Raw genomic sequence first — 21,887 nt, forward strand, 5'->3', positions numbered from 1 at the left:
CCGCACCTTGGTCATATCTCGGATGCAGTTAAAAGTCTCGTCTGTTACCTGGATAGGTGCTTCGCCCTGTTCAGCCTTGTTAGTTTCAGCCATTGTAGGAAGTGCTACTGATGCTAAAAGTGCAGCCAAAATTAGGTTTAGTGGTGAAAAATAGCGGCTATGTTGTCGGTTCATAATGTCCCCTTGCATATCAATTTCGGCTTTTATTTAAATTGTGCACAATATAATTGTGAGCAATATACGTGGAGTAGTGTTTATGTCAAGCGAATTACCTGATGAGTATGGTTAGGGATTGTCGGGATTATGTTGTGAGAAAGGGGGTAGGGTGGGTATAAATTGCTGTGCTTAAGCGTTCTTGGAGGGGATTAGTCCCCTCCGGGGCTGAGTGGCTATTTCTGGGGAGCAGTGGATATTGCAAAGATATGGCTTTCGTAGGGTGCCAACAGGATCTTTGTGGAGGCTTGGTCTTTTTCCAAGATAAGGTTTGCCACCTTATTGGATATCTGGCTTTCAGCCAGGTAGCTGCCCGGTTGTAGTTTCCAGGCCTCTAGAAGTGCTGTAGGCAACTGAAAATCAAACTCCACTGCCCTGTTATCGAAGTTGGCGATTACCAACAATTTTTCATGTTCACTCCAGCGGGCAAAGGAGAATTGTTTTTCCCCATAGCCTGAGTTTTGCTTGCGGTTGTAGCTGTGCAAGTCCAGGTAATCGCCAAGTAAGGCCGGGCTCTGTTTGGAGAAATGAAGCAGGCGCTGGTAGAAGATGCGCAGCTCTTTTTCTTCTTTTGTCAGCAGTGCAGTGTTAAAAGTGCCCTCATTGTTCCAGCGGCGCACACTGGGTACTGACCAGTAGTCGAAAATGGTGGTGCGGCTGGCTTTGCCGAACCCAGCATCTTTGTTGGCGGGCTCTCCTAACTCCTGGCCAAAGTAAACTAAGGTAGGGGCTGGAGAGAGCGCGGCAGACACCAGCATTGCAGGTTTGCCTGCCTCTGGGTTGCCAGAAAATTGTGGGCTGGCAATACGCTGCTCGTCGTGGTTCTCCATAAAGCGCAACATATGAGAGGAGATATCTACCAGGCTTGCCTGCACCTCTGCGATTTTATCTGCACTGCCCTTGTTCTCCATGACCGCACGAATAGCGTCGTAAGTGCCGACTTTATCGTAGAGATAATCCATTTTGCCCAGATGCAGATAATCCCGATAGCGCTCCGGAGTATAGATTTCGGCAAGTAACAGTGTGTTGGGGTTGCGCATTTTGATGGAGGAATTCAGGTAGCTCCAGAATTCTACCGGCACCATACCGGCCATATCATAGCGGAATCCATCCACGCCAAAGTCCAGCCAGTAGTGGGCGATATCGCGGAATTTTTCCCAGGTGTCCGGGACTTTCTTGTCTGCCCAAAACTGGGCGTGGGCCCGGTAGTCACGCTGGGCATATTCCTGGGGTAGCTCAGAAAAATTCTTGCTGTCATCGGGGCGAACGCCAAAATTAATTTTAACGGTTTCATACCAGTCGTGCATGGCAGGTTGTGCACTGCGCGCGCCATTACCGGTCCATTTGGCTGGACTCTCTATAAACTGCCCATCGACAAGATCATTGGCCTCGCCATTGAGAGGCTGATAACTGTCTTCTGCAACGGGCACGCGGAAATCTTCTCCTACCACATAGTAGAAATTGTTGTTGCGGGCATAGGTGACCTGGGTGTTGTCGCCAGCTCCAAAATCCTGCACGCCTTGGGGTTTATCGAGAGAATGATAGGCGCGGGCTACATGGTTAGGCACTATATCGATAATTACTTTCAGGCCGGCCGCGTGGCTGCGTTCCACCAGTGCGCGGAATTCCTGTAATCGCTCTGCTGGGTTATTGGCCAGGTCTGGGTTTACGCTGTAGTAATCCTTGATGGCATAGGGAGAGCCGGCGCGGCCTTTGACCACATCTGGATCATCGTTACTGATACCGTATTCCGTATAGTCGCCAACGAGCGCGTGGTGCAGGGCGCCGGTGTACCAGATATGGGTGGCGCCCAGCGCGTGGATTTCATTCAGTGCTTTTGGGGTAAAGTCGGAGAACTTGCCCACACCATTCTCTTCGAGTGTGCCCCAGGGTTTGTTGGTACTGTTAGTGTTGCCAAATAAGCGCGGTAGCACTTGGTAGATAACGGCTTTTTTCTCCGCAACTTTTTCAGCGGGCTGTATTTCTTCCGGGCTGCTCTCCTGGCTGCAGCCGGCAGTGCCGAATAGAGCAGCGCCCAATAGGGAAGCCGAAAGGAGTTTGGCAATAAACAGGGAATTTAACTTCTTCATTGTTTCCTGATGACTTTAAATTTATTTGTCAGTGAACAGCGGTTTGCTGAATTATTGATTTTTGAGCACTAAATCCAGCGGTTCTTTGTGCCAGTCAAATTTAACCAGCAGTTGCTGCTTGCGCCTGTTGTACCAGGCCCCACGAGGTGCCTGAGCAAAGACTTTTTCACTGTCGAAAATAGGCAGGGATTCGCCGGTAATATCGAGCTGCGCAGGCACTTGTTGCCAGTTGTGGATCTTTAAATTGACCTTGCGGGATTCCGGCATACCGGTATAACCGTCTCCTTCTCGATTAAAGGCGAAGGTTAAATCCTGCTGTTTGTTTTCAGCTGAGAAATGTAGCTTCTCGTATTTGCCTTTTTCAAAAGCCTGCGCGGTAGCGCCATCATCTTCATAAACATAGCGCTCGGACTTTGCTGCTGATGGGTGCGCGTAGTAGTCCAGGGCCAGGTTTTTACTGGAGTAATCACGACTGCTGTGGACATCGTCAATGGTGGGAATAATGGCGCCGGCCCGCACCAGTATAGGAATCGTTTTCAGGTTCACTTCTACCAGGGCCTGATCGCCAGAATATTGTTCATCAGTCCAGTAATCGAACCAGGTGCCGCCGGGCAGCTTTACCGCGACCTCATCCACATCCTCCTCCACGACTGGGGCAACGAGGAAATCCTGACCCCATAGGTAGGCATCCTTGTAGTCCAGTAGAGACAGATCACTTTCGTTTTCGAAAAACAGCGGACGCATCAGTGGCATGCCGGTCTGGCTGTTTTCGAAGGCGAGGGTGTAGTTGTAGGGCAGCAGTCGATAGCGTAGTTTTACATACTCGCGCAGGATATCGCGGGTGCGGCGATCGTGGAAAACCGGTTCGGAAGCAATATGCTCCTGGGCGTGCGGGCGGTAAACCGGTTGGAATACGCCGTACTGTAACCAGCGGATGTAGAGTTCGCGGTCAAATTTCTCACCGCCCGCAAAGCCACCCAGGTCTGAATGGGTGTAGCCAAAGCCCAGCAAGCCCATACTCAGAGCCAATTCCACCTGGGGCTGTAAGCCACCCCATTCCCGAGCGACGTCGCCGGTCCAGGGAATCATGCCGTAGCGCTGGGAGCCGGCAAAACCGGAGCGCATCATAATAAAGGGGCGGCGCTCAGGGTGTTTTGCCGTTTGGCGTTCGTGCAGTAATTGCGCCCAGGTGTGGCCGAAGGCGTTGTGGATTTCATCGGCCATACCGATTGCGTGAACGGTATCGGAGGGGTGAACTTCCGGTTCACCCAGGTCGCCCCACCAGCCGGCTACGCCCTGTTCCAATAACCCGTCGTAAATATTCCAGAACCAGTCGCGGCCATCTTCGGAGAAGACATCGATCAGGCCGGTATTGCCGAAATAGAAATCAAAACGCTTGGGTTCTCCGGCCAGGTTTTTGGCCAGGGCATTATTCGCCACGGCTTCCTGCCAGCGCTCGGAGGTGGAGAGGACAAAAGGTTCGGTCACCAGGATGGTATTGATCCCGCGCTTTTTAAGGTCGGTCATCATCTTTTCTGGTTCGGGAAAGGCTTCCTTGTCCCAGGCAAGATTGCCCATATGACCTTTTATATCTGGGCCAAACCAGTAGAGGTCCAACACCAGGGCGTCCAGGGGGAAATCTTCTTCGGCAAATTTATCCACGGTTGCGCGGACTTCAGCTTCGCTGTGATAGCCAAAGCGCGAGGCAAAGTTACCCAGGGCCCAACGGGGTGGCAGGGGCTGTTTGCCAGTTGTGGATACATAATTTTCCAGCAACTGTGGATAAGTATCACCGGCTACCACGATGTAAGCGGTGCGCCCGGCTACAGCTTCAAATTGCAGGATACCTTCTTCGTTTGCGCCCAGATCCAGGGTGCCGGTGGCAGAGTTGTCGAACAGCAGAATGTATTTGTTGCTGGACAGTACTGCTGGCAGGGAAAAATACATCTGGTTGGATTCGGTGGTGTATCCGTAATGGGCACGGTTATACAGGGGCAGGCGTTGACCGCGGCGGTCCATCCCCATAACCCGCTCTCCGCCACCCAGCAGTTTTTCCTCTGGCGACAGTGCGAAACGGAATCCGCGCATCGTCTCGGTGGCAAAGAAACCACTCTCTTCATTCAGGATTTGTTCGCTACCGCGCAAGTACTCGATTCGGAAGGGAGACTTGTGGATGACTGCAGTAAGCGAGCCAGTGCGGTAAACGAGCTTGTCCCCTTTTTGCTTCAGCGTAGCCTCGGGTCGGCCGGCAGAATCGCTGGCCAACGCAAATGAGGGCAACTGCTTCAGGCCTTCGCGGCGATAGTGCACCGATAGCGCTGACGGACCAACCGGGGTGAGGGTGACCTCGCCCTCACTCGTCTGTACAGTTAGTGAGTCTTCGCTCATGGTGTGATCGCGGTAGTTGCGCTGTTCAGCGGCCAGGGATTGAGCGCTCAGGCAGAGTGTAGCTGCGAGACACACCAGGCGCAGGAGTGGGAGTTTTAGGATCATCGCGCGGGACTTCAGTTGCTTGATTAGGATTCACAGTTTCGTGTTGGCCCGGCGTATACGCATGGGCCTGAGTTTATCCTAAAGCGAAGGATCTGGCCCGCATCCTCCCCTATGGGGGAGGATGGATGCTCCGGGAGTGCGTGTGAGAATGGCAGAATAAGCATAACTAGTGATGCGGTGACCTCTATGACCCAATCAGCAAGCAGCGCCGTTGCGCCGCAAGCCCAGCAACCGCGCTTGCCCTTTTGGCAGGTGTGGAATGTCAGTCTCGGTTTTCTCGGGGTGCAATTTGGCTTTTCCCTGCAAAATGCCAATGCCAGTAGAATCTTGTCTGATCTGGGGGCGGACCTTCACTCCCTGTCTCTATTCTGGATAGTGGCGCCGCTAATGGGACTGATCGTACAGCCGATCGTGGGTTCAGCTTCGGACCGGACCTGGAGTCGCTTCGGTCGCCGCAACCCCTTTATCCTTTTTGGTGCTATCGCCGCAGCCCTGGGGATGGCGTTTATGCCCAATGCCGGGATTGTGGTGGCGATAGTGGCCCCCATTATCTTTGGCGGCGTTATGTTGGCCCTGATGGACGCGGCCTTTAACGTGACCATGCAGCCTTTCCGCGCCCTGGTATCCGACATGGTGCCATCAGAGCAGCGCACCCTGGGTTACTCGATACAGTCTTTGCTGATTAACATTGGCGCCATCTTCGGCTCCATGTTGCCATTCATCCTGACTAATGTGATTGGTCTGGAAAATACTGCCCGTGCGGGAGAGGTGGCGCCCTCCGTTATATGGGCTTTCTATATCGGCGCCACAGTGCTGCTGGGTAGTGTGTTGTGGACTGTGCTGCGCACCAAGGAGTATCCGCCGGAGCAGTACAACGCCTATAAAGGTCTCGACTCCGCGCAACTTGAGCGGGAGAGACAGCAAAAAGCCCCACTGGCAAAGCGCTTGATCGGTTTTTTCCAGCTGCTAATTAAAATGCCGCGCACTATGCGCCAGCTGGCCCTGGTGCAATTCTTCTCTTGGTTTGCCCTGTTTATTATGTGGGTTTACACCACGCCTGCAATCACTCAACACGTTTGGGGAGTGGAAGCCAAGTGGTTTGATCCCGCCTATCTGGAAAGTGTCAAAGAAATTCCCGCACATATCGCTGCCGCCAAGGGTGCTGCCGGTGACTGGGTAGGAATTATTTTTGCTGCTTACTCCCTGTTCGCAGCGATCTTCTCTATTGTCCTGGCCCGTTTGTCTCAGGTACTGGGGCGTAAGCTCACTTATTCCCTATCGCTGGCACTGGGCGGTTTGGGGTACATCAGCTTCCTGTTCTTCCAGGGGGGCGAGCCTACACAGGTGAATCTGCTGATCACAGAAGTTTCCGTACCCAGTGGCGCCCTGGGATTATTGTTACCGATGGTGGGTGTGGGCATTGCCTGGGCCGCTATTCTGGCGATGCCCTATGCGATCCTCTCTGACTCGCTGCCAGCGGATAAGACCGGTGTTTATATGGGGATTTTTAATTTCACTATCGCCGCACCACAGATTGTTTCTGCCCTGGTAGCTGGCTTGATATTGAAAACAGTTTTCGAAAACCAGGCAATTTACATCGTTGTTTTGGCGGGGGTGTGTATGTTGCTTGGAGCTATATCGGTAGCACTTGTGAGGGAGAGTTCAGAGCCCGAGCCCGCATTAAAGGCAACTACTATAGCTTGATAAAAAGTTGTAAAAGATCGTTAGAAAAGCCCCTATTTGGGGCTTTTTTATTGCCGGGAATCCAGGTTTTCCCAAATTTTTCGCATTTATGGGGCTGCAGAGTTTTATGGCGGCATTTTGACAGCCTGGTGTGAGCGTACCTAGACTGGGCGGATCTCACCGGAAATGAATTAAATTATGTCGATATTCCCTGCAATTGATCAGGCATTACAGGCTTTTGCCAGCTTTGTCTGGGGTCCCCCCTTATTAGTGCTACTCGTTGGTGGAGGCCTCGCGCTATTAATCTATTCTCGTGGCCGTCCCTACCGCCATCTTGGGCACAGTATTGGGCTTTTAAGTGGCCGATACGATGACCCCAATGACCCTGGACAAGTGAATCACAGCCAAGCGCTATCCACAGCGCTTTCGGGAACCCTGGGACTTGGCAATATTTCCGGGGTTGCCATCGCAATTACGATTGGTGGGCCTGGGGCGATTTTCTGGATGTGGGTAACCGCCCTGGTGGGGGTGGCTACCAAGTTCTATACAGCGACGCTGGCGGTGATGTTTCGCGGTCGCGATGCCTCCGGGGAACTGCAAGGTGGCCCCATGTATGTTATTCGCGAGGGGTTGGGCCGACGCTGGATGCCGCTCGCAGTACTGTTTGCCGTGGCGGGACTCTGCGGTATGTTGCCGGTGTTTCAGTCCAATCAAACCACGCAGCTACTGCGGGAGTCTTTTGCTGAGCCCTTGGGTTGGGTAGCGCCCGGAGGTTCACTCACTTTTGATTTTGTTATTGGCTTATTAATTGCTGTTGCTTCGGCCTACGTTATTGCCGGTCGTATCCAGCGTATTGGTAAGTTCTCCGCAAGAGTAGTGCCGGGTATGGTGCTGTTTTATTTGGGCATGACCCTTGTGGTAATTGCCAGCTTCTGGGAGCAGGTACCGGCAGCATTTGCGCTAATTTTCTCGGATGCTTTCAGCGGTCAAGCTATTGCTGGGGGTACTCTGGGTTCGGTAATCACAGTAGGGGTGAGCAGGGGTGCATTTTCCAATGAGGCGGGTATAGGCACGGAGTCTTTGGCCCATGGAGCAGCGAAAACCCGTGAGCCAGTTCGAGAAGGCGTGGTTGCAATGCTGGGCCCGATTGTAGACACATTGGTTATCTGCACTTGCACTGCCCTGGTGATACTACTGACTGGCGCTTGGCAACAGGAAGGAGATATTGCCGGCGTTACCCTGACTGCTCAGGCATTTTCTCAGGTGTTTGGGCAGTTCGGCCCAATTTTGCTACTGCTAATGGTCCTTCCACTGGCTTTCAGCACTATTGTTACCTGTTGGTATTACGGCATGAAGTGCTATGTTTTTCTTTTCGGTGGCCGCTGGCAGGGTCTTTATACCGGACTCTACATGGTGCTGATTATATTGGGTGCGGTGGCTTCTTTAAGTGCGGTAAACAGCATCATCATCGGGATGTATGCGGTAATGGCGATTCCAACAATGGTGTCTACTTTATTGCTGGCAAGGCATGTTAATCGAGCGGCTCACGATTATTTTACCCGTATGGATTTAACAAAGAGAAAGGAGGCCGAGGCTTCCTAATTAAAAAAGGCGGACTTAATAGTCCGCCTTTTTTATGCTTGGTAAAAATTTACTTGTTACTTCCAACTCAAGGCACCACAGACACCTTGGTACCAACCTTGGCGTGGGCATAAAAAATCTTAGCCATATGCCAGGGGATACGAATACAGCCATGAGAGGCGGGGTATCCCGGGACGTGGCCGGCATGCATGGTAACGGGGCCATTGATACGCATCATGTAATCCATAGATGCCCCGCGGAATCGAGAACCCGCAGGTTTGCGGTGGCGGCGCACATCCACATTGCTGCGCATTACATAGCCCCGTGGGCTGATGTAGTGACCGTACAGATTTGATCGATGGCTGTATTTCTTCTGTGAAATACGGAAGTTACCGGTCGGTGTGCGGTGTCCGGGTTTGCCGGTAGATACCGGGGACATACCGGCCAGGCGCCCGCCCTTATAGAAGTATGCCATTTGATCACTGAGGTCGATCACAATACGCGGTGTTCCCTGAATATTGGATTTAAACCACATATGGCGGCTATGCCGTGGATTCGCCGCGTATCTGGAATGTGTTCCGTATCTGGAGTGAGCCCGATAATTCCTGTTGTATCGGGAATGCGCCCTGTAATTTCTGTTGTATCGGGGGTGTGCTCTGTAGTCCCGGTTGTGCCTTGAGTGCGATCTGTAATTCCTGCTATGCCGTGAATTTGCTCGGTAGTCCCTGCTATACCTGGAGTGTGCTCCGTAGTTTCCATGTCCATGTTGAGCGCTGTATCTCGAGTTATAGCGGGAATTGGAATAATCCACGGCATAGGTCAGTGGGGCAAGAATTGCAGATCCCACAATCACTACGGCAGCGGCGAATGATGATTTTTTGCGTAGAGATCCCTTCTGTTTCGTGGAAATGGATTGATGATTTTGCAGCGAAGATCGGCTATGCATTACACACCTCTCTACTACCAGTGGGCCGTGTAAACAACCGTGGATTTTGAATCCAGCTACAGTTTGTCTAAGGGCAAGTATTTCTGCCCTTCTACAGGGACAAGTCCATAGCTGGTGATTTCCCCAAAGCAGATAACCGTATACTCGGCCTCGGCTGCGGGTTGGTACTGCGGCGGTATGAACCACTACAAGTCCAAGGGATGGTAAGGTGGGTCTTAAGGGCTGGTGACAACAAAAAGGAATATACTGAGGTTCTCTTAGAGGATGCTCTTCTATTTGTTGGTTATTTTTAGGAATTTTGTCTTAGTTGCTAAGGTTTTATGAGTTATCTACCGTAACTTGCGAGTCAATTTCCAGCGTTCTTGAACCACACCAGAATAATAGAAATAGCGTTCAAAAAGTTTTTATTATTTATTTCATCTTAGTAAGTGTCGCGACTATATCGTTATCCAAAATTATCCCCATTTCTCATTCTTGTTGTGCTGGCCATTGCGCATTAGAAAATTGAATGAAGAAATTTCCTTTTCGGGATCGCTAAAATATTTCTTTCTGGTTTGAAAACCAAGTAAACGAATCCACCCTTTTTGCGTTATGTGATAGCTGATTATTGGAAGCTCCCCTGAAAATGAAATACCAGGGTAGGGATGATTACTTTTAATATTTATTAAATAGGATTTGGCTATGACTGGAAGATCGACGTTATCCATATTTTTTCTAGTATTTATTGTAATGCTTTACAGCAATCCGGGCGTGAGTGTTGAGGTAGAGCAAGCGAATGAAGCTCTGCTTGCTTTGGATGACGAAGTAGAATTAACCCTTTCGATGCATCCACTAAATAGTTTAATGGTTAATGCGCAAGTATCGACTAGCAGTGAGTCGCGAGTGGCGATCAGAATCAATTCGGCGGTAACCGACCGTCGGCGAACAAATTATACCGACTGGGGCACAGAGCATGATATGACCCTAGTAGGTTTAAGGGCCGATACCACTTACCGTTTTACTGCACTGGCAATGCTGGAAAGTGGAGACGTTGTGCAGAGCTCGACTATTTCTTTCAAGACTGGTTCGTTACCTGAAGGCGCTCCCCCAGTTGAGGTAACTACATTTACAGAGCAAAGCGAAGGAGGTGTAACTATTTTTGCACCTTCAGGTGACAGGGATAATACCTTTTGGGGATTCGATGAAGAGGGTGAGGTTGTTTGGTACCTCCACGGAGACATTCCTCTCACCGGAGCTCCGGTAGTGCGAAATTTACAGGATGGCAATTTAATGTTGCTGTTGGATCAGGAAGCAAGGATTATCTCCTTTGCTGGTGAAATGCTGCAATCATTTGAGCTGCCAGCCTATCACCACGATGCAATTCTTCTTGAAAATGGAAATCTACTGGTATTAACAAACGCCTATGAAACAATTGATGGTCAATTGATAAAAGGAGATGCGATTCTTGAAGTGGATGGGCAGGGCAATACTGTATGGGAATGGTCTGCATTCGATCATCTCGATACTCAGCGTTTCCCCGGTGAGTTAGCCAGTCGAGAAGCGAGCAATGGTGCGCTGGATTGGACTCACTCTAACTCGTTACACTATATTTCTGCCGATAATTCGATTTTACTGTCAAGTCGCTCTCAAAGCTGGGTGGTCAATATTGATCATGATAGTGGCGAAGTAAACTGGATTATGGGTAGGGATTTGGATGCTTCCGAGGGATTTCTTGAGAAATTATTTTCATTGCAAGATGGCACCTGGATGGCTTCTCAGCATGCAGCTATGCTTGCGTCAGGCGGAGACATTCTGATTTACGATAATAGGAATGAGTCCGAATACAGTGGTGAGGTCTATAATAGCCGCGCAGTGAAATTCTCTTTAAACACAGAGGAAATGGTGGCAGTGCAAACTTGGGAGTACGTTGCACCAAAGTACACCAATTCTTTAGGGGATGTAGATGAACTTCCCGCTGGGAATATTCTACTTTGCGCGGGCGGCCCATCCATTGCTAGTACCGGCAACAATAGAGATGCATATATTGTTGAAGTCGCCGGCGATCAGACTGCAGAGACGGTTTGGGAGATGATAGTCAATGATACGAGTGTATATCGTGCTGAGCGTTTTACTTGGAATGATATATCAGTGGTAAGTGATTTATCACTTTAGATCCTCTAAATAGTTAGGCGCCAGTAACATACTTTGTTGCTGGCGATTCTTATTAAAGGACTTCTAACCAGATTTGGCAATCAGTGCTCTATAGCATTGATTATGTTTCTAAAGCGGTATTCCCCCAGTAACTGTTTAATATCACTAGATAGGGCTTGAAGTGTTTTAATTAAATATGGCTGTAGTGTGATAATGTTAGCCTTTTTTTGGGGAGGTGTATGGTTTGACGGAAAAAGCTCTTTACCTCCACTGAGGAATTCATCGTTTATTTTTTTGTTTTCCTGTGAATATCGATCTAAAAAATTAGCTCTATCTTCATCAGAGTTCCATAGGTGTGATGACCTTGGTAGTGTTCGCTTGATTATGTTTTGCGTACTGCCAGATTTTATCCATTTTAATAGTTTTATATTTTCAGCTTTTGAGTGTATTTGCTGGTTCAATGTTTGCTTTAAAACGGCCTCTTCATTGGAGAGACTCTCCCTTATGATCTTGTTAGAGTTTGGTAAGCCGGAAACCCCTAGCGAGCGGAAAAAATTAACTGGTAGGTCGCCATTACATAGCTGCTCGTAAATGAGTATTTGTATATTGGGGAAGAATTTTTTGAATGCTGCTATATTTTTATAAAAGTTCAGGTTTCTCCCTTCTATCTTTGATAGGAACTCCTTAAATGACAGTTTCGCTAGTGGAGATACTCCTTTCATAATATGTTCTTTGTAGAGAGACTGGGCAAAATTATCTTGTCTGCGCAAAGTTAAGATGATTTTGGTTTGCTCTGGGGGTATTGTATTGGAGAGTTGTTCTAAATAATGGTGCCGAGCCTCAATCCAGGAGCAATCTTTTGTTTTGTAAGTATGTCGACAAATAGGCTCTGCACTAATTAATAGATCAAGGTTATTTTTCTGCGATTTTGACTTCCAATCATATGCTAGCAACTTTCCTTTGGATATAGGCGGGCTCTCAGGGTGATCGGAAAATGAGTGTGCAAAAAGATGGTGACCCTTATCTATGCTAATTAAATTTCGATAAATAATGGGATATAAAATACCTTTACTTCTTAATAGCTTTCTATATTTATAGGCGTAGCATTGTATTGCTGTGGTGCCTGTTTTATGTAGCCCTGAATGTAAATATATAGTCATTATGTGTTCTTTGTGTTTTATAGATCGTGATCTGGTATCTGCTGCTTTTTAATAGGTGCTCATATCTATTTTGAATGATCTATTTTATATCTTATATTTTATGTGAGTGTTGTGTTTTTGGGGGCGTCAACGAGCCAATATTGAAGGTTTAGTAAAAGATATTCTATTTTCTGGTCTCGGGCTCATTTTGATTTCGGTTGGCGTATGTTTTTCTATATTAATCCCATTTGTAGAGTCTATTGATTTTAGTATAGTTGTATTTTTGTAAATTGTTTTTTCATGCCGATTTAATGTTAGGGGAGACTATGGGTAATTTTTTCACTCAACTACCAGGTGATCACTCTAAGGAGCATTTTGAGAATTTACTAGAGGGGAAAAGCTGCAGGATTGAGCGGGTTATATCTTACGGGCAGTCCTCGCCGGAAACAGGGTGGTATGATCAAGATGAGCATGAGTGGGTGTTAGTACTTTCCGGTTATGGTGTTATAGAAATGGAAAATGGTGAGAGGCACCACCTGGGGAAGGGGGATAACTTGTTGATTAGGGCAAATCAAAGGCACCGGGTGGTGGAGACAGCTGCAGATGAGGCCACTATATGGTTAGCAGTTTTCTTTCAGTGAAGCAGTTATCTTTTAAGATATAAATCTTATGAGCTCTTATCGAGAGTTCTTTATCTATTAATGTAAATCGGATCTAAAGTCCACTGACGAGTTAATATCGTTATTATTAAAAGTAGAGAGACCGCTGACTAGCAGGTCAGCCTGTGCATATCTCCATATACCGTAGAGGTCTGTTAAAATTTTCGGCGCTTTGGTTAAATTGAACGGCTTTAATTTGGTCTGATCGTTTGATACCAAGTCAAATCCTTCTCTGCCAGGTAGTGTATGCTACCTGGTTTTTTATTTTAGCCTTACGTCAAGCAGTGATATCTGCATAGATTTTATAAAATTTTTATTTTTGGTTATCTATAATCAGACCAACGGCTGGATTATCTAGCGGTTATACCCTATGTATGTCTATTCGAGAGGTCTTTTTTATGGGCTAGGCCTTGGGGTGAATTTTTTATAGAAAACTATGTTGCAGTATATTTAGTACTAGGACGAAAAGCTTCAATAGTTATGGGTGGATAGATTCTGCGATAGAAGATAATTTCATTATCCCTGATTATGAATTTGGGTGAACGATATGCAGTTATTTGCTACTGATAACAATTGAATGCTTATTTGGGATCAGTGGCCAGAGGAAAATGATACTGCAGCTGATTTCGTATTGAGGCAGAGTGACTTTGTATAATTTATTGAGAATGACGGCGAGCTGCCCAGCGCATTCACTTTAATTCTTCTGATAGAAATCTATGATTAAAAGATAACTTATTTATTAAATGTTTAAGGAATAATAGAACCCTAATTTTTTAGCTTTTAATTTGTTAAGAATTCTTAAGTTGATGATATTTGGTTTTTATCTCTTCCAGGTTGACAGTGGGGGCAGGGAACTGGGGATTTAATTTTTTTAATGCTTCAGAAATAATCGAGGCTACGGCCAAGTCCCGGAACCATTTGTGGTTTGAGGGGATAACAAACCAGGGCGCGTATTCGGTGCTGCATTGATTTAGCATATCTTCAAAAGCACATATATACTCATCCCAATATTTTGCCTCAGTATAATCACTTTCGCTGATTTTCCACTGTTTGGCGGGATCATCAATACGTTGCTTGAATCTCTCCAACTGCTCATCCTGACTGATATATAGGAAAAATTTCAGTATTATTGTGTTACTTTCAGAGAGTAATTTCTCAAAGTTATTAATTTGATCATAGCGTTCACTCCAAATGTCCATTGGGACCAGGCTATGCACTCGTTCAATCAGTACGCCCTCATACTGAGAGCGGTTGAAGATTGATATATGCCCTCGGGCAGGGGTTACTTTGTGATATCGCCATAAGAAATCATGCTCGCTCTCTTCTTTTGAAGGTTCCTTAAAGGAAATCGCTCTACACATTTGTGGATTTGTTGCGCCTAATACGTGCTTGATGGTGCCATCTTTCCCCGAGGCATCTATTCCCTGCAAGCAGATAAGTAGAGATGTTTTACGCTCAGCGTAAAGCTTGTAAGTGAATGAACGTATCTGCTCATCTATACGCTGGGTATCTGGGAGTGCCTCTTCACGACTTTCGTAACAATGTTTGAAACCCGGATCTATATCGGAGAGCTTTATCTTGCTGTCAGGCTTTACCCTGAAATCTTCGAAACAATTCATAGTTCGACTGCCTACCTTTTTTAGGCTTTTGTAGATGACTCAGATATCACTTAATCTTCGATAAAGAAGTTTCTTGACCAAGTCTAGGAAAAACATCCAGATAATCATGTATAGCCATACCAGACCGATTATAGTCCAGGGTATTGCCGGCACCAGCCAGCCGAATCCACACATCAGTACGGTAAATGCTTGGGTGCCAACAATTGCGATAAACAGAGGGAAAGCGGGTAGTGGTTTGGAAAAGAAAGCTGTACGAGAGCGCACAACGAATAACAGTAGATGTCCACCCGCTACGATCTGTAAAAATACGATAGTTTGAATTTGCTCTCTATTTAATGCGATCCAGGATTGCCAGTTGGTGTTATTGAGCCATTCCATTCCAATAAAGAGAATACCCATTGTTTGAGCAATAGAAAAAAGGCCGATAATGCTGGAGCCCAGTAATAGGTCTCGCATTTGCCAATGCACAGGTTCCTTGGGAAGCAGAGTATTATCGTAGGCAATGGTCATAATGGGGATGTCATCAAGAAGAGCCACTAGTACGATCATAACCGGGGTTAGGGGCGAGAAGCCGAACATTATGGTAGCAAAGACAACCACCACCATAATATCCAGGGTCATGGATACCCGGAAAAGTACGTAGTTAATAATGCGTTCAAATATTTTTCGGGCTTCATCGATGGCATCGACGATGGTAGATAGTCCGGGAGAGGTCAGGATAATGGCTGCAGCCGCGCGTGCGGCGTCGGTTGCTCCGCTAACGGCGATACCGCAGTCAGCTTGCTTAAGGGCCGGCGCATCGTTCACACCATCGCCAGTCATGGCAACTTGGTGACCTCTGCCTTGCAATGCTTTCACAATGGCATATTTATGTTCGGGAAAAACCCGCCCAAACCCATCTGCACGTTCAACGGTGTCGACGATAGTAGATGGCAGGTGGTCCATATCCTGGGACTTTTTAAACACACTACTGGCAGCGAAAATATTTGTTCCAATACCGACTTGGGTGGCGATTTCCTTGCCGATAGCCACATCGTCGCCCGTAATCATTTTTACTTGAAGCCCGTGTTCCCGTGCGCGCTGAATAGTGTCTTTGGAGTCATCCCGAGGTGGGTCTTCAAGAGACAGAATACCCAGGAATTGCCACGGTGAGCCGCTTGCCTTCTGCGCAACGCCCAGGGAGCGTAGCCCCCTGGAGGCCTGTTGTTGCACACAAGCAGTGGCTTTGTCGGCCTTCGCACCACTCAAGTTACATAAGTCGACAATAGCCTGGGGGGCCCCTTTGCTGAAATATAGGCTTTGCCCATCCTGATTCTGTACCTTGACTTCAGTGCGTTTGCTCACCGGATCAAAGGGAGTGAATTCCTCAACCTTATATTTCTTCAGTTCTTCCTTATTTCTCAGGCCGGCAAAAATTGCTTGATCAATTGGATCACTGGCGCCTGCTTCAGATGCGATAGCGGCGGCAAGAATTAACTGGTCGTTGTTTTCCGCGCTGAATAAGGTAGGTTCTTCGAGGCACAATTGGTTCTTAGTGAGGGTGCCAGTTTTATCTGAGCAGAGGATATCAACACCAGCCAACTCTTCGATGGACTCCAGCCGCGAGACGATCGCTTTTTTACGGGATAGCGCCAGGGCACCGAGAGCATTGGTCACAGTGATGACCGAAGGCATGGCAACGGGAATCGATGCGATCAGCAACACCAGTACAGTGCGAAGAATATTGATGATATCTGACCAGTGCCATGTTTCGGCGACCACGATATCGCGGTATAACTCTGTGCCCACCAGAATAACGGCCAGCACCAAACACAGCACGATGAGGAAGTCACCGATATGGGTGACGGCTTTCTGCGAATGTGAGGCACTTTGCCCTGCGCCGGCAACAAGTTGGGCGGTGCGCCCAAAGAATGTATTGTGCCCGGTACCAATGACCACAGCGGTCATCTCCCCGCGTTTGGCGATACTGCTGGAATAGCCAATATCACCGATGCTCTTACTGACGGGTAGAGATTCCCCGGTAAGGGCAGCCTGATCAATACTGATGGATTTCCCTTCGGTAAAGCGCACATCAGCAGGCACGACTTGCCCTAGCTTGATTCGCACTATATCGCCTGGGACCACCATCGCCGCATCGATAGATTGATACTCCCCATCTCTTAATACATTGGCTTTGGGGGCCATGCTGGCCTTCAGTGCTGCCAGCGCATTGGCAGCTTTGTGTTCCTGCCAAAACCCGGCAATCGCGTTGTACAACAGCAGGGCCATAATGATGGCGAAATCGGGCCAGTGGCCAATTAATGCAGAGAGCAATGCGGCCGCTTCAATCATCCAGGGAATGGGGCCCCAGAAAAATCGCAAAAACTTAGCGAGTGCGCTTTGCTCCTTCTCCTGAATGGCATTGGGACCATATTTTTGCAGGCGGGTGCTGGCTTCATTTTTGGTGAGGCCGGCGGGTGATGTGTTTAGTTCAGTGTAAACTGCATCAATATCAGCGTTCTGCAAATCCAGCGATTGCTGATCGCTGTTGTTTTGATTATTTGGCGATGATTCTTGACCTTGCACTTTGGGTTTCCCAATGACAAAGGTTTACCTGTGGAGTCTGTTCCAGCACTAGATAACTCAATCTAGCAGTTTGCGCCATTCGCTATGTGGACATTGGTGACGGTGGTAAGAGAAATTTGAAGGTGTAGAGTTAAAGATAAAATAGCCGGCATTAAGCTGGCGTGAAAAACCATTATTCCTGCGGGCTATTGAAAGGGATATATCCGTGACAACTGATTAAGCCGCAGGGGCAGCCTATCTTGATAACGTCGCGGTTTTTCTACGGGGTTTCGAATAGCAATCCGTACTGTAGCCCTTGGCCAACTGGCCTAAGGTATAGACTACATGAGGGTGCTTTCCGGATATTCCTTAGTTCTCGTTAGCTTATAGTGGATTTTATAACTATATAGGGTACCTACTAAACGTGGATAGGTCTTGGGTATAACGCCCGCGGTATGGACTAAATTGAAGCGCAACGGAAATTTAGTCCTGCGTACCTGCGTTTGTTAAAAAGATCCATCGAGATATGACTGAAACCAGAAATGGGACAACAAGTATAGCTATCATGGTAGATATTTGATTTAGCGCAAGAATCCAAACCGTCACGATAGGTAGATAATAAAAAGTTACTACGAAGACAATAGCGAGCGAATAAATAAGAGATAGACACCAGTTCCTCATATTCATTTTGCAGTTAAGTGTATATGTCAACAATGAAGCAATTAAAACGCAACTTAAAAAGGTAGTTAAGTCAAGAATCTTGCTCCATTCTGAGAAATTTAAACCCATAGGGAATTGATGATTCATTAAGATCTCTAGGTGCCTGGGAACACGTGGATCATACAACTTTCCATCGATTATTAACGAATTAAATAAGTCGATGTAGGAAGAGAGTCCAAGAAGTAATGAAAGAATCGCTGGGTAAATAAATCCGACCCCTATAGAGAATATAAGTTGGGAATGAAAGTCTTTGAATTTACCGATTTTCATGATTAATAATATTTTTTATGACCTGATCTGCGAAGTAGTGACGGCCCGATGAAACCCTAGTGCTGAGATGAATAGCATTAATTTGCTAAATACCTACCTCTTAAGAGAAACATTAAACCAATGATACCACGCACCAATCTCTGCTGCTTGAGCCATTGCTGTTAAGTGAGGACTCATAGCGATGGCGGTGAACACTTAGATTGTCATGTAGCGCCTAATTTTTCTAGAGTTGTTATCATACCACTTGGTCTATCCGTGAGAATTGATCTAGATAGAGATGTATCAAGGGTCTGATACTATTTTAATAACAGCGCGGCCCTCCATGAGGCCGCTTTTGAATCTGCAAACCGATGATTCAGAAATTATAGCTAAGGGCTAATGCAGCGAAAGAAGGGGTTTCGTTATCCATCTTATAGATTGTGTGTTCCAGGCTTATTGCCCAATTCTGATAATTCCAACCTGCTGATATCCCATAGTACCAATCGTAACCATCGTTACGCCATTTGCTTGATTCTGAGTACTCAACAGGTCCCCCAGTACCTGGAGCACCAATAACAGTTGGGGCCGCAAGGTACTCCAAATACTCCCCTTTGAATTTATATTTAACATCCCAGCGCTGATATCCAAATCGAAGCCCTGTATATAATGCTTTTTTCGTATCAGTAGAAATAGATAAGCCTAGTGTCTTTAACTTAATCTCTGAGCTGAGGTTTTCTGTAATGCTAAAGTTAGTATCTGTACTTGAGTAGTGGTACATTCCACTAGATTTTCCTAAATCGCTAAATCCACCTTCTAAAGCGAGAAACCTATTGATCCGGTAACCGGCTGAAAAGCTCCAGCCTTCTGAATCTGACAGTGAATAATCATAACTATCTATAACTTCTTGGGCTTCAATATCTGTGTCAACGCTGCCATAAGATATTCTTAAGTAGTAATTGTCTTCCTGAGCGATGGTATTACTTGTGGCAAATAGAGCGAATAAAAAAAAGGTTGTTTTTTTCAAGAGTTTCTCCGTAAGTAACGCTTCGCACAAAGACAGTCAAATAGCGTAGCGTTTTGACTGTCTTTGAGATCAAAGAGAGCGATTGCTGCGACTTGTATGGTTGTTCTTAATCGATTCTGATGTTGAAAATCCTTTTCGCTAACGGGTAAATTGAGATCCACCTTCTGCGGCCACCGAAGGCCTTGTTTGTCACAGTTCGTTGCTGCGCCGGTTTATAAAACGAGTAGGAACGTGACAGACACTCACTAGGCATAACTTGAATAGTCATGTGGGCCTCTAGCCCGGATAGCAAGGCGGAGATAGCTTATCTTATGGAACCTCAAGAGATCAATGTCAGTATCGATACCGGTAGCAAACAACTGGATATTTATGTGAGACCTACTGATTAATTCTTTAGTTTTACCAGTGATAAAAATGGTATTAAGGATACCATTAAACAACTACAAACTCTTCGCCATACAATATGACCCCATACTAAAGCCGATGTATAAGCGATTAGTCGACTCTGGCAAACCTAAAAAGGTGGCTCTGATTTTCTGCATGAGAAAGCAGATTACGACCCTGAATATGATGGTAAAAAACAACACCTATTGGAATGAAAGTATGGCTTAAAAGCTTGATGAGCGACCATAGTCACTTATTATGAGCTTCTGTACTCTCGGCTAAAATCTATACCTCCGCGTAATTTGTAATTCAAAGCTTTCCTACTCTGTAAAATTGGTGCTGTACGAACGTACATTTTGAAACCAGTGGCGCTTATTTTAAATTTCCCTTCCTGGTAGTCAAAACGAAAATCATGCTCATCGAAGCGACCATTCTTTGTTTTTCTCTCATTCACCATATGCAGATCGGCGACTTCTAGCTCACCTTGCCTGGATTCAATGTCAAGTAAAATATCGTAAGCATTTTCAAATACCATCGTAACGGGAGCAACCCAGAACTTAAAATACGTTTCCCCTTCCCTTGGATGAATCCATTGAAAAATGTAATCGAGATCTATCATGAACTCGAAATTCTCCGTATCAGCCAGGAAACCCCATATTTTGGAATCGTGCCATCCCATTATGGAGAAGTCTTTCTCAGACCAAATGTTCTTTTCAAGTTCGTAGGTATGCACTCTTATGCCTCATAACGCCCGCAGTATGCGAGGCTTTAAAATCAAGGCGAGGCCGAAATGGAAAAGCCGTCGATGTGCCTATCTCTCTCAGCTTATAACCTTGGTAAGATTTCGAGTTGTCATCACTAACTATTGTCTAAAGTTCTCGATTTACCATAAACCATCCCCAAGTAAGCTACCGGCCAAACGAGGGGGCCAACAATGTATCCCTTCAAAATGAGCGAGTAGTTGGTTTTTTCCCTTATCCAATCACCAAATAGGGCAAAGAACATCGCAATCGCCATAACACTTAAAAAATACATCAGGAAAGCTTTTACTACTGGATGTACTGATTTAATCTGCATCGAAAGACCCTAGACACATAACATTCCCAAAATGGCGGAGGTCCAGCAAATATGTAGTATTTGCGATCATGCCTGCGCTTGTCATACTTGATTACGATTAGCTTTAACTTCATTCATGACAACATGAATAAAGCCTCGTGCGAATACTACGATAGCAAAGACCAAAATTGAAATAGCTAAAGCAGCACTATCGCCAACTATACCTACATCATAAATTGGGTTACTTTCACGCTCAGTTTGCAAGAAAAAGATAAGCCACAACAAAAACCATACGGCAGTACAATAAATCAGTAGTTTTTCACCCCAAGGTAATACTAATGGGAAAAATACTGTCACCGAAAGAATGCTCAATATGAAAAGTGCCATAAAGTCTCTTTACACATAACGCTAAGTGAAGGAGGGAGAGCGTAGCTCTGTGTCCCGCTTGCATGGATTGTTAGCTCATTCGCAAGCATCGGCTATATCTCCAATTTTTAGTGCCGCGTTAATCCAAGGGGTGACGTAACTGTTATTTGCTCCACCCTCAAGGATGATTGAACCACCTATGCTATCGGAGTGATACTCCAATCGGTAGCTAGGGCCATCCATTATAGTGATCTCTGACTCAGCCGTCTTTTTAATGCCAACAAATATCTCTGTTGTTTCAAATATGGCACGTTTAATTTCTTTGATGCCAATTTCTATTTGAGGGCAGTCTGAAACTTTGATAATGCGCTTGTCGAGACCAACTTCCGGAGTATAAGCAATATAGAGCACACCATCATTTATGTGGTAACCGTACTCAGATCCAGGTGCATACCAAGGCCCTGTTAGGAAGGTGATGCCGCCAAAGTAATCAAGGTCATCCCCGTATGCGGACTGCAATACATCTTCTTTATTCTCTTGTGACGTACAAGAAGACAAGATCACCGGTATCAGAAATGTAAATACTCGAATCTTCATAGAGAGCTAACGTTACCAGCTGGGGCCAAAAAACCAGAGCGAAGCGGCGGTTTTTTGGCCGCCTCTGGCGGGCTTAGTTATGTTTGTACTTGTTTATATGCATAATACTTGAACAGTATTGCTTGAATTAACGCAAAAGAACCATAAATTATTGCCGTCTCTGCTACACCTGAAAAAATATATATAAAGACAGTAAAAACCACTGCCGCGCCGAAATATAGAAAATAACTTCCATTGCTGTACCTGCAAATTAACCAATGAACAGGAAAGCCAAACAATAGCCAGCCAACGATTGAGAATAGTAAGTAAACCCCCAGAAAAATTAATGAGAACAACCCAAAGCCCGCCCAACTATATAGATCTTGAGGAAGTCCAATTTCATACAATGTATAGA

The 21,887-nt window shown here is 46.4% G+C and carries 18 protein-coding genes; 5 read left to right on the forward strand and 13 right to left on the reverse strand.

Annotated features, from left to right (window positions below; all coding sequences use genetic code 11):
- Positions 1-389 precede the first annotated feature (389 nt).
- Positions 390-2,303 (reverse strand): alpha-amylase family glycosyl hydrolase, encoded by a 1,914-nt coding sequence (locus ACJJI3_RS19315; RefSeq protein ID WP_444940617.1) that lies wholly within the window; start codon positions 2,301-2,303, stop codon positions 390-392.
- A 51-nt stretch (positions 2,304-2,354) separates the two neighbouring features.
- The gene (locus tag ACJJI3_RS19320) at positions 2,355-4,796 is read right to left on the reverse strand and encodes a glycoside hydrolase family 31 protein (protein ID WP_444940618.1); all 2,442 of its coding nucleotides are present in this window, start codon (positions 4,794-4,796) and stop codon (positions 2,355-2,357) included.
- A 186-nt stretch (positions 4,797-4,982) separates the two neighbouring features.
- On the opposite strand from ACJJI3_RS19320, the gene ACJJI3_RS19325 reads away from it, so the two are divergent.
- Both ACJJI3_RS19325 and ACJJI3_RS19330 read left to right on the forward strand, forming a co-directional pair.
- Positions 4,983-6,500 (forward strand): MFS transporter, encoded by a 1,518-nt coding sequence (locus tag ACJJI3_RS19325; protein WP_444940619.1) that lies wholly within the window; start codon positions 4,983-4,985, stop codon positions 6,498-6,500.
- Between the two features lie 177 nt (positions 6,501-6,677).
- Complete coding sequence (locus ACJJI3_RS19330) at positions 6,678-8,081, forward strand: alanine/glycine:cation symporter family protein (protein WP_444940620.1); 1,404 nt, start codon at positions 6,678-6,680, stop codon at positions 8,079-8,081.
- A 67-nt stretch (positions 8,082-8,148) separates the two neighbouring features.
- Here ACJJI3_RS19330 and ACJJI3_RS19335 read toward each other — a convergent pair whose 3' ends face one another.
- The 3 genes from ACJJI3_RS19335 to ACJJI3_RS19345 all read right to left on the reverse strand — a co-directional run bounded on the left by ACJJI3_RS19335 (position 8,149) and on the right by ACJJI3_RS19345 (position 9,713).
- Positions 8,149-8,595: a L,D-transpeptidase family protein gene (locus ACJJI3_RS19335; protein ID WP_238152069.1), complete on the reverse strand. Its 447-nt coding sequence runs from the start codon at positions 8,593-8,595 to the stop codon at positions 8,149-8,151.
- Positions 8,553-8,825, reverse strand: coding sequence for a hypothetical protein (locus ACJJI3_RS19340; RefSeq protein ID WP_444940621.1), 273 nt, complete (start codon positions 8,823-8,825; stop codon positions 8,553-8,555). Before ACJJI3_RS19340 ends, ACJJI3_RS19335 begins: the two co-directional genes overlap by 43 nt.
- Before the next feature lie 636 nt (positions 8,826-9,461).
- Positions 9,462-9,713, reverse strand: coding sequence for a hypothetical protein (locus tag ACJJI3_RS19345; RefSeq protein WP_444940622.1), 252 nt, complete (start codon positions 9,711-9,713; stop codon positions 9,462-9,464).
- 22 nt (positions 9,714-9,735) lie between these two features.
- Between ACJJI3_RS19345 and ACJJI3_RS19350 the strand changes: the two genes are divergently transcribed.
- A complete protein-coding gene (locus ACJJI3_RS19350; protein ID WP_444940623.1) occupies positions 9,736-11,157 on the forward strand; it encodes an aryl-sulfate sulfotransferase in 1,422 nt (473 codons plus the stop codon).
- Positions 11,158-11,237: 80 nt separating this feature from the next.
- Here ACJJI3_RS19350 and ACJJI3_RS19355 read toward each other — a convergent pair whose 3' ends face one another.
- Positions 11,238-12,296 carry a hypothetical protein gene (locus ACJJI3_RS19355; protein ID WP_444940624.1) on the reverse strand — a complete coding sequence of 353 codons (1,059 nt, stop codon included), beginning with the start codon at positions 12,294-12,296 and terminating at the stop codon, positions 11,238-11,240.
- Between the two features lie 305 nt (positions 12,297-12,601).
- Between ACJJI3_RS19355 and ACJJI3_RS19360 the strand changes: the two genes are divergently transcribed.
- Positions 12,602-12,916: a cupin domain-containing protein gene (locus ACJJI3_RS19360; protein ID WP_444940625.1), complete on the forward strand. Its 315-nt coding sequence runs from the start codon at positions 12,602-12,604 to the stop codon at positions 12,914-12,916.
- Between the two features lie 806 nt (positions 12,917-13,722).
- Here the strand turns inward: ACJJI3_RS19360 and ACJJI3_RS19365 are convergent.
- The 3 genes from ACJJI3_RS19365 to ACJJI3_RS19375 all read right to left on the reverse strand — a co-directional run bounded on the left by ACJJI3_RS19365 (position 13,723) and on the right by ACJJI3_RS19375 (position 19,090).
- The gene (locus ACJJI3_RS19365; RefSeq protein WP_444911616.1) at positions 13,723-14,553 is read right to left on the reverse strand and encodes a polyphosphate kinase 2 family protein; all 831 of its coding nucleotides are present in this window, start codon (positions 14,551-14,553) and stop codon (positions 13,723-13,725) included.
- Between the two features lie 39 nt (positions 14,554-14,592).
- On the reverse strand, positions 14,593-17,118 hold the full coding sequence (locus tag ACJJI3_RS19370) for a plasma-membrane proton-efflux P-type ATPase (RefSeq protein ID WP_444940626.1): 2,526 nt from the start codon (positions 17,116-17,118) through the stop codon (positions 14,593-14,595).
- Positions 17,119-18,442: 1,324 nt separating this feature from the next.
- Positions 18,443-19,090: an outer membrane beta-barrel protein gene (locus ACJJI3_RS19375; RefSeq protein WP_444911614.1), complete on the reverse strand. Its 648-nt coding sequence runs from the start codon at positions 19,088-19,090 to the stop codon at positions 18,443-18,445.
- Between the two features lie 266 nt (positions 19,091-19,356).
- On the opposite strand from ACJJI3_RS19375, the gene ACJJI3_RS19380 reads away from it, so the two are divergent.
- Positions 19,357-19,479: a hypothetical protein gene (locus ACJJI3_RS19380; protein WP_444940627.1), complete on the forward strand. Its 123-nt coding sequence runs from the start codon at positions 19,357-19,359 to the stop codon at positions 19,477-19,479.
- 251 nt (positions 19,480-19,730) lie between these two features.
- On the opposite strand, the gene ACJJI3_RS19385 is transcribed toward ACJJI3_RS19380, so the two are convergent.
- The 4 genes from ACJJI3_RS19385 to ACJJI3_RS19400 form a co-directional block, all read right to left on the reverse strand.
- Positions 19,731-20,207 carry a hypothetical protein gene (locus ACJJI3_RS19385; protein ID WP_444940628.1) on the reverse strand — a complete coding sequence of 159 codons (477 nt, stop codon included), beginning with the start codon at positions 20,205-20,207 and terminating at the stop codon, positions 19,731-19,733.
- Between the two features lie 125 nt (positions 20,208-20,332).
- On the reverse strand, positions 20,333-20,551 hold the full coding sequence (locus ACJJI3_RS19390; protein ID WP_444940629.1) for a hypothetical protein: 219 nt from the start codon (positions 20,549-20,551) through the stop codon (positions 20,333-20,335).
- 81 nt (positions 20,552-20,632) lie between these two features.
- On the reverse strand, positions 20,633-20,917 hold the full coding sequence (locus tag ACJJI3_RS19395; RefSeq protein WP_444940630.1) for a hypothetical protein: 285 nt from the start codon (positions 20,915-20,917) through the stop codon (positions 20,633-20,635).
- A 75-nt stretch (positions 20,918-20,992) separates the two neighbouring features.
- On the reverse strand, positions 20,993-21,493 hold the full coding sequence (locus ACJJI3_RS19400; RefSeq protein ID WP_444940631.1) for a hypothetical protein: 501 nt from the start codon (positions 21,491-21,493) through the stop codon (positions 20,993-20,995).
- Positions 21,494-21,887 lie beyond the last annotated feature (394 nt).

Source organism: Microbulbifer maximicatervae (SeqCode), assembly GCF_052466985.1.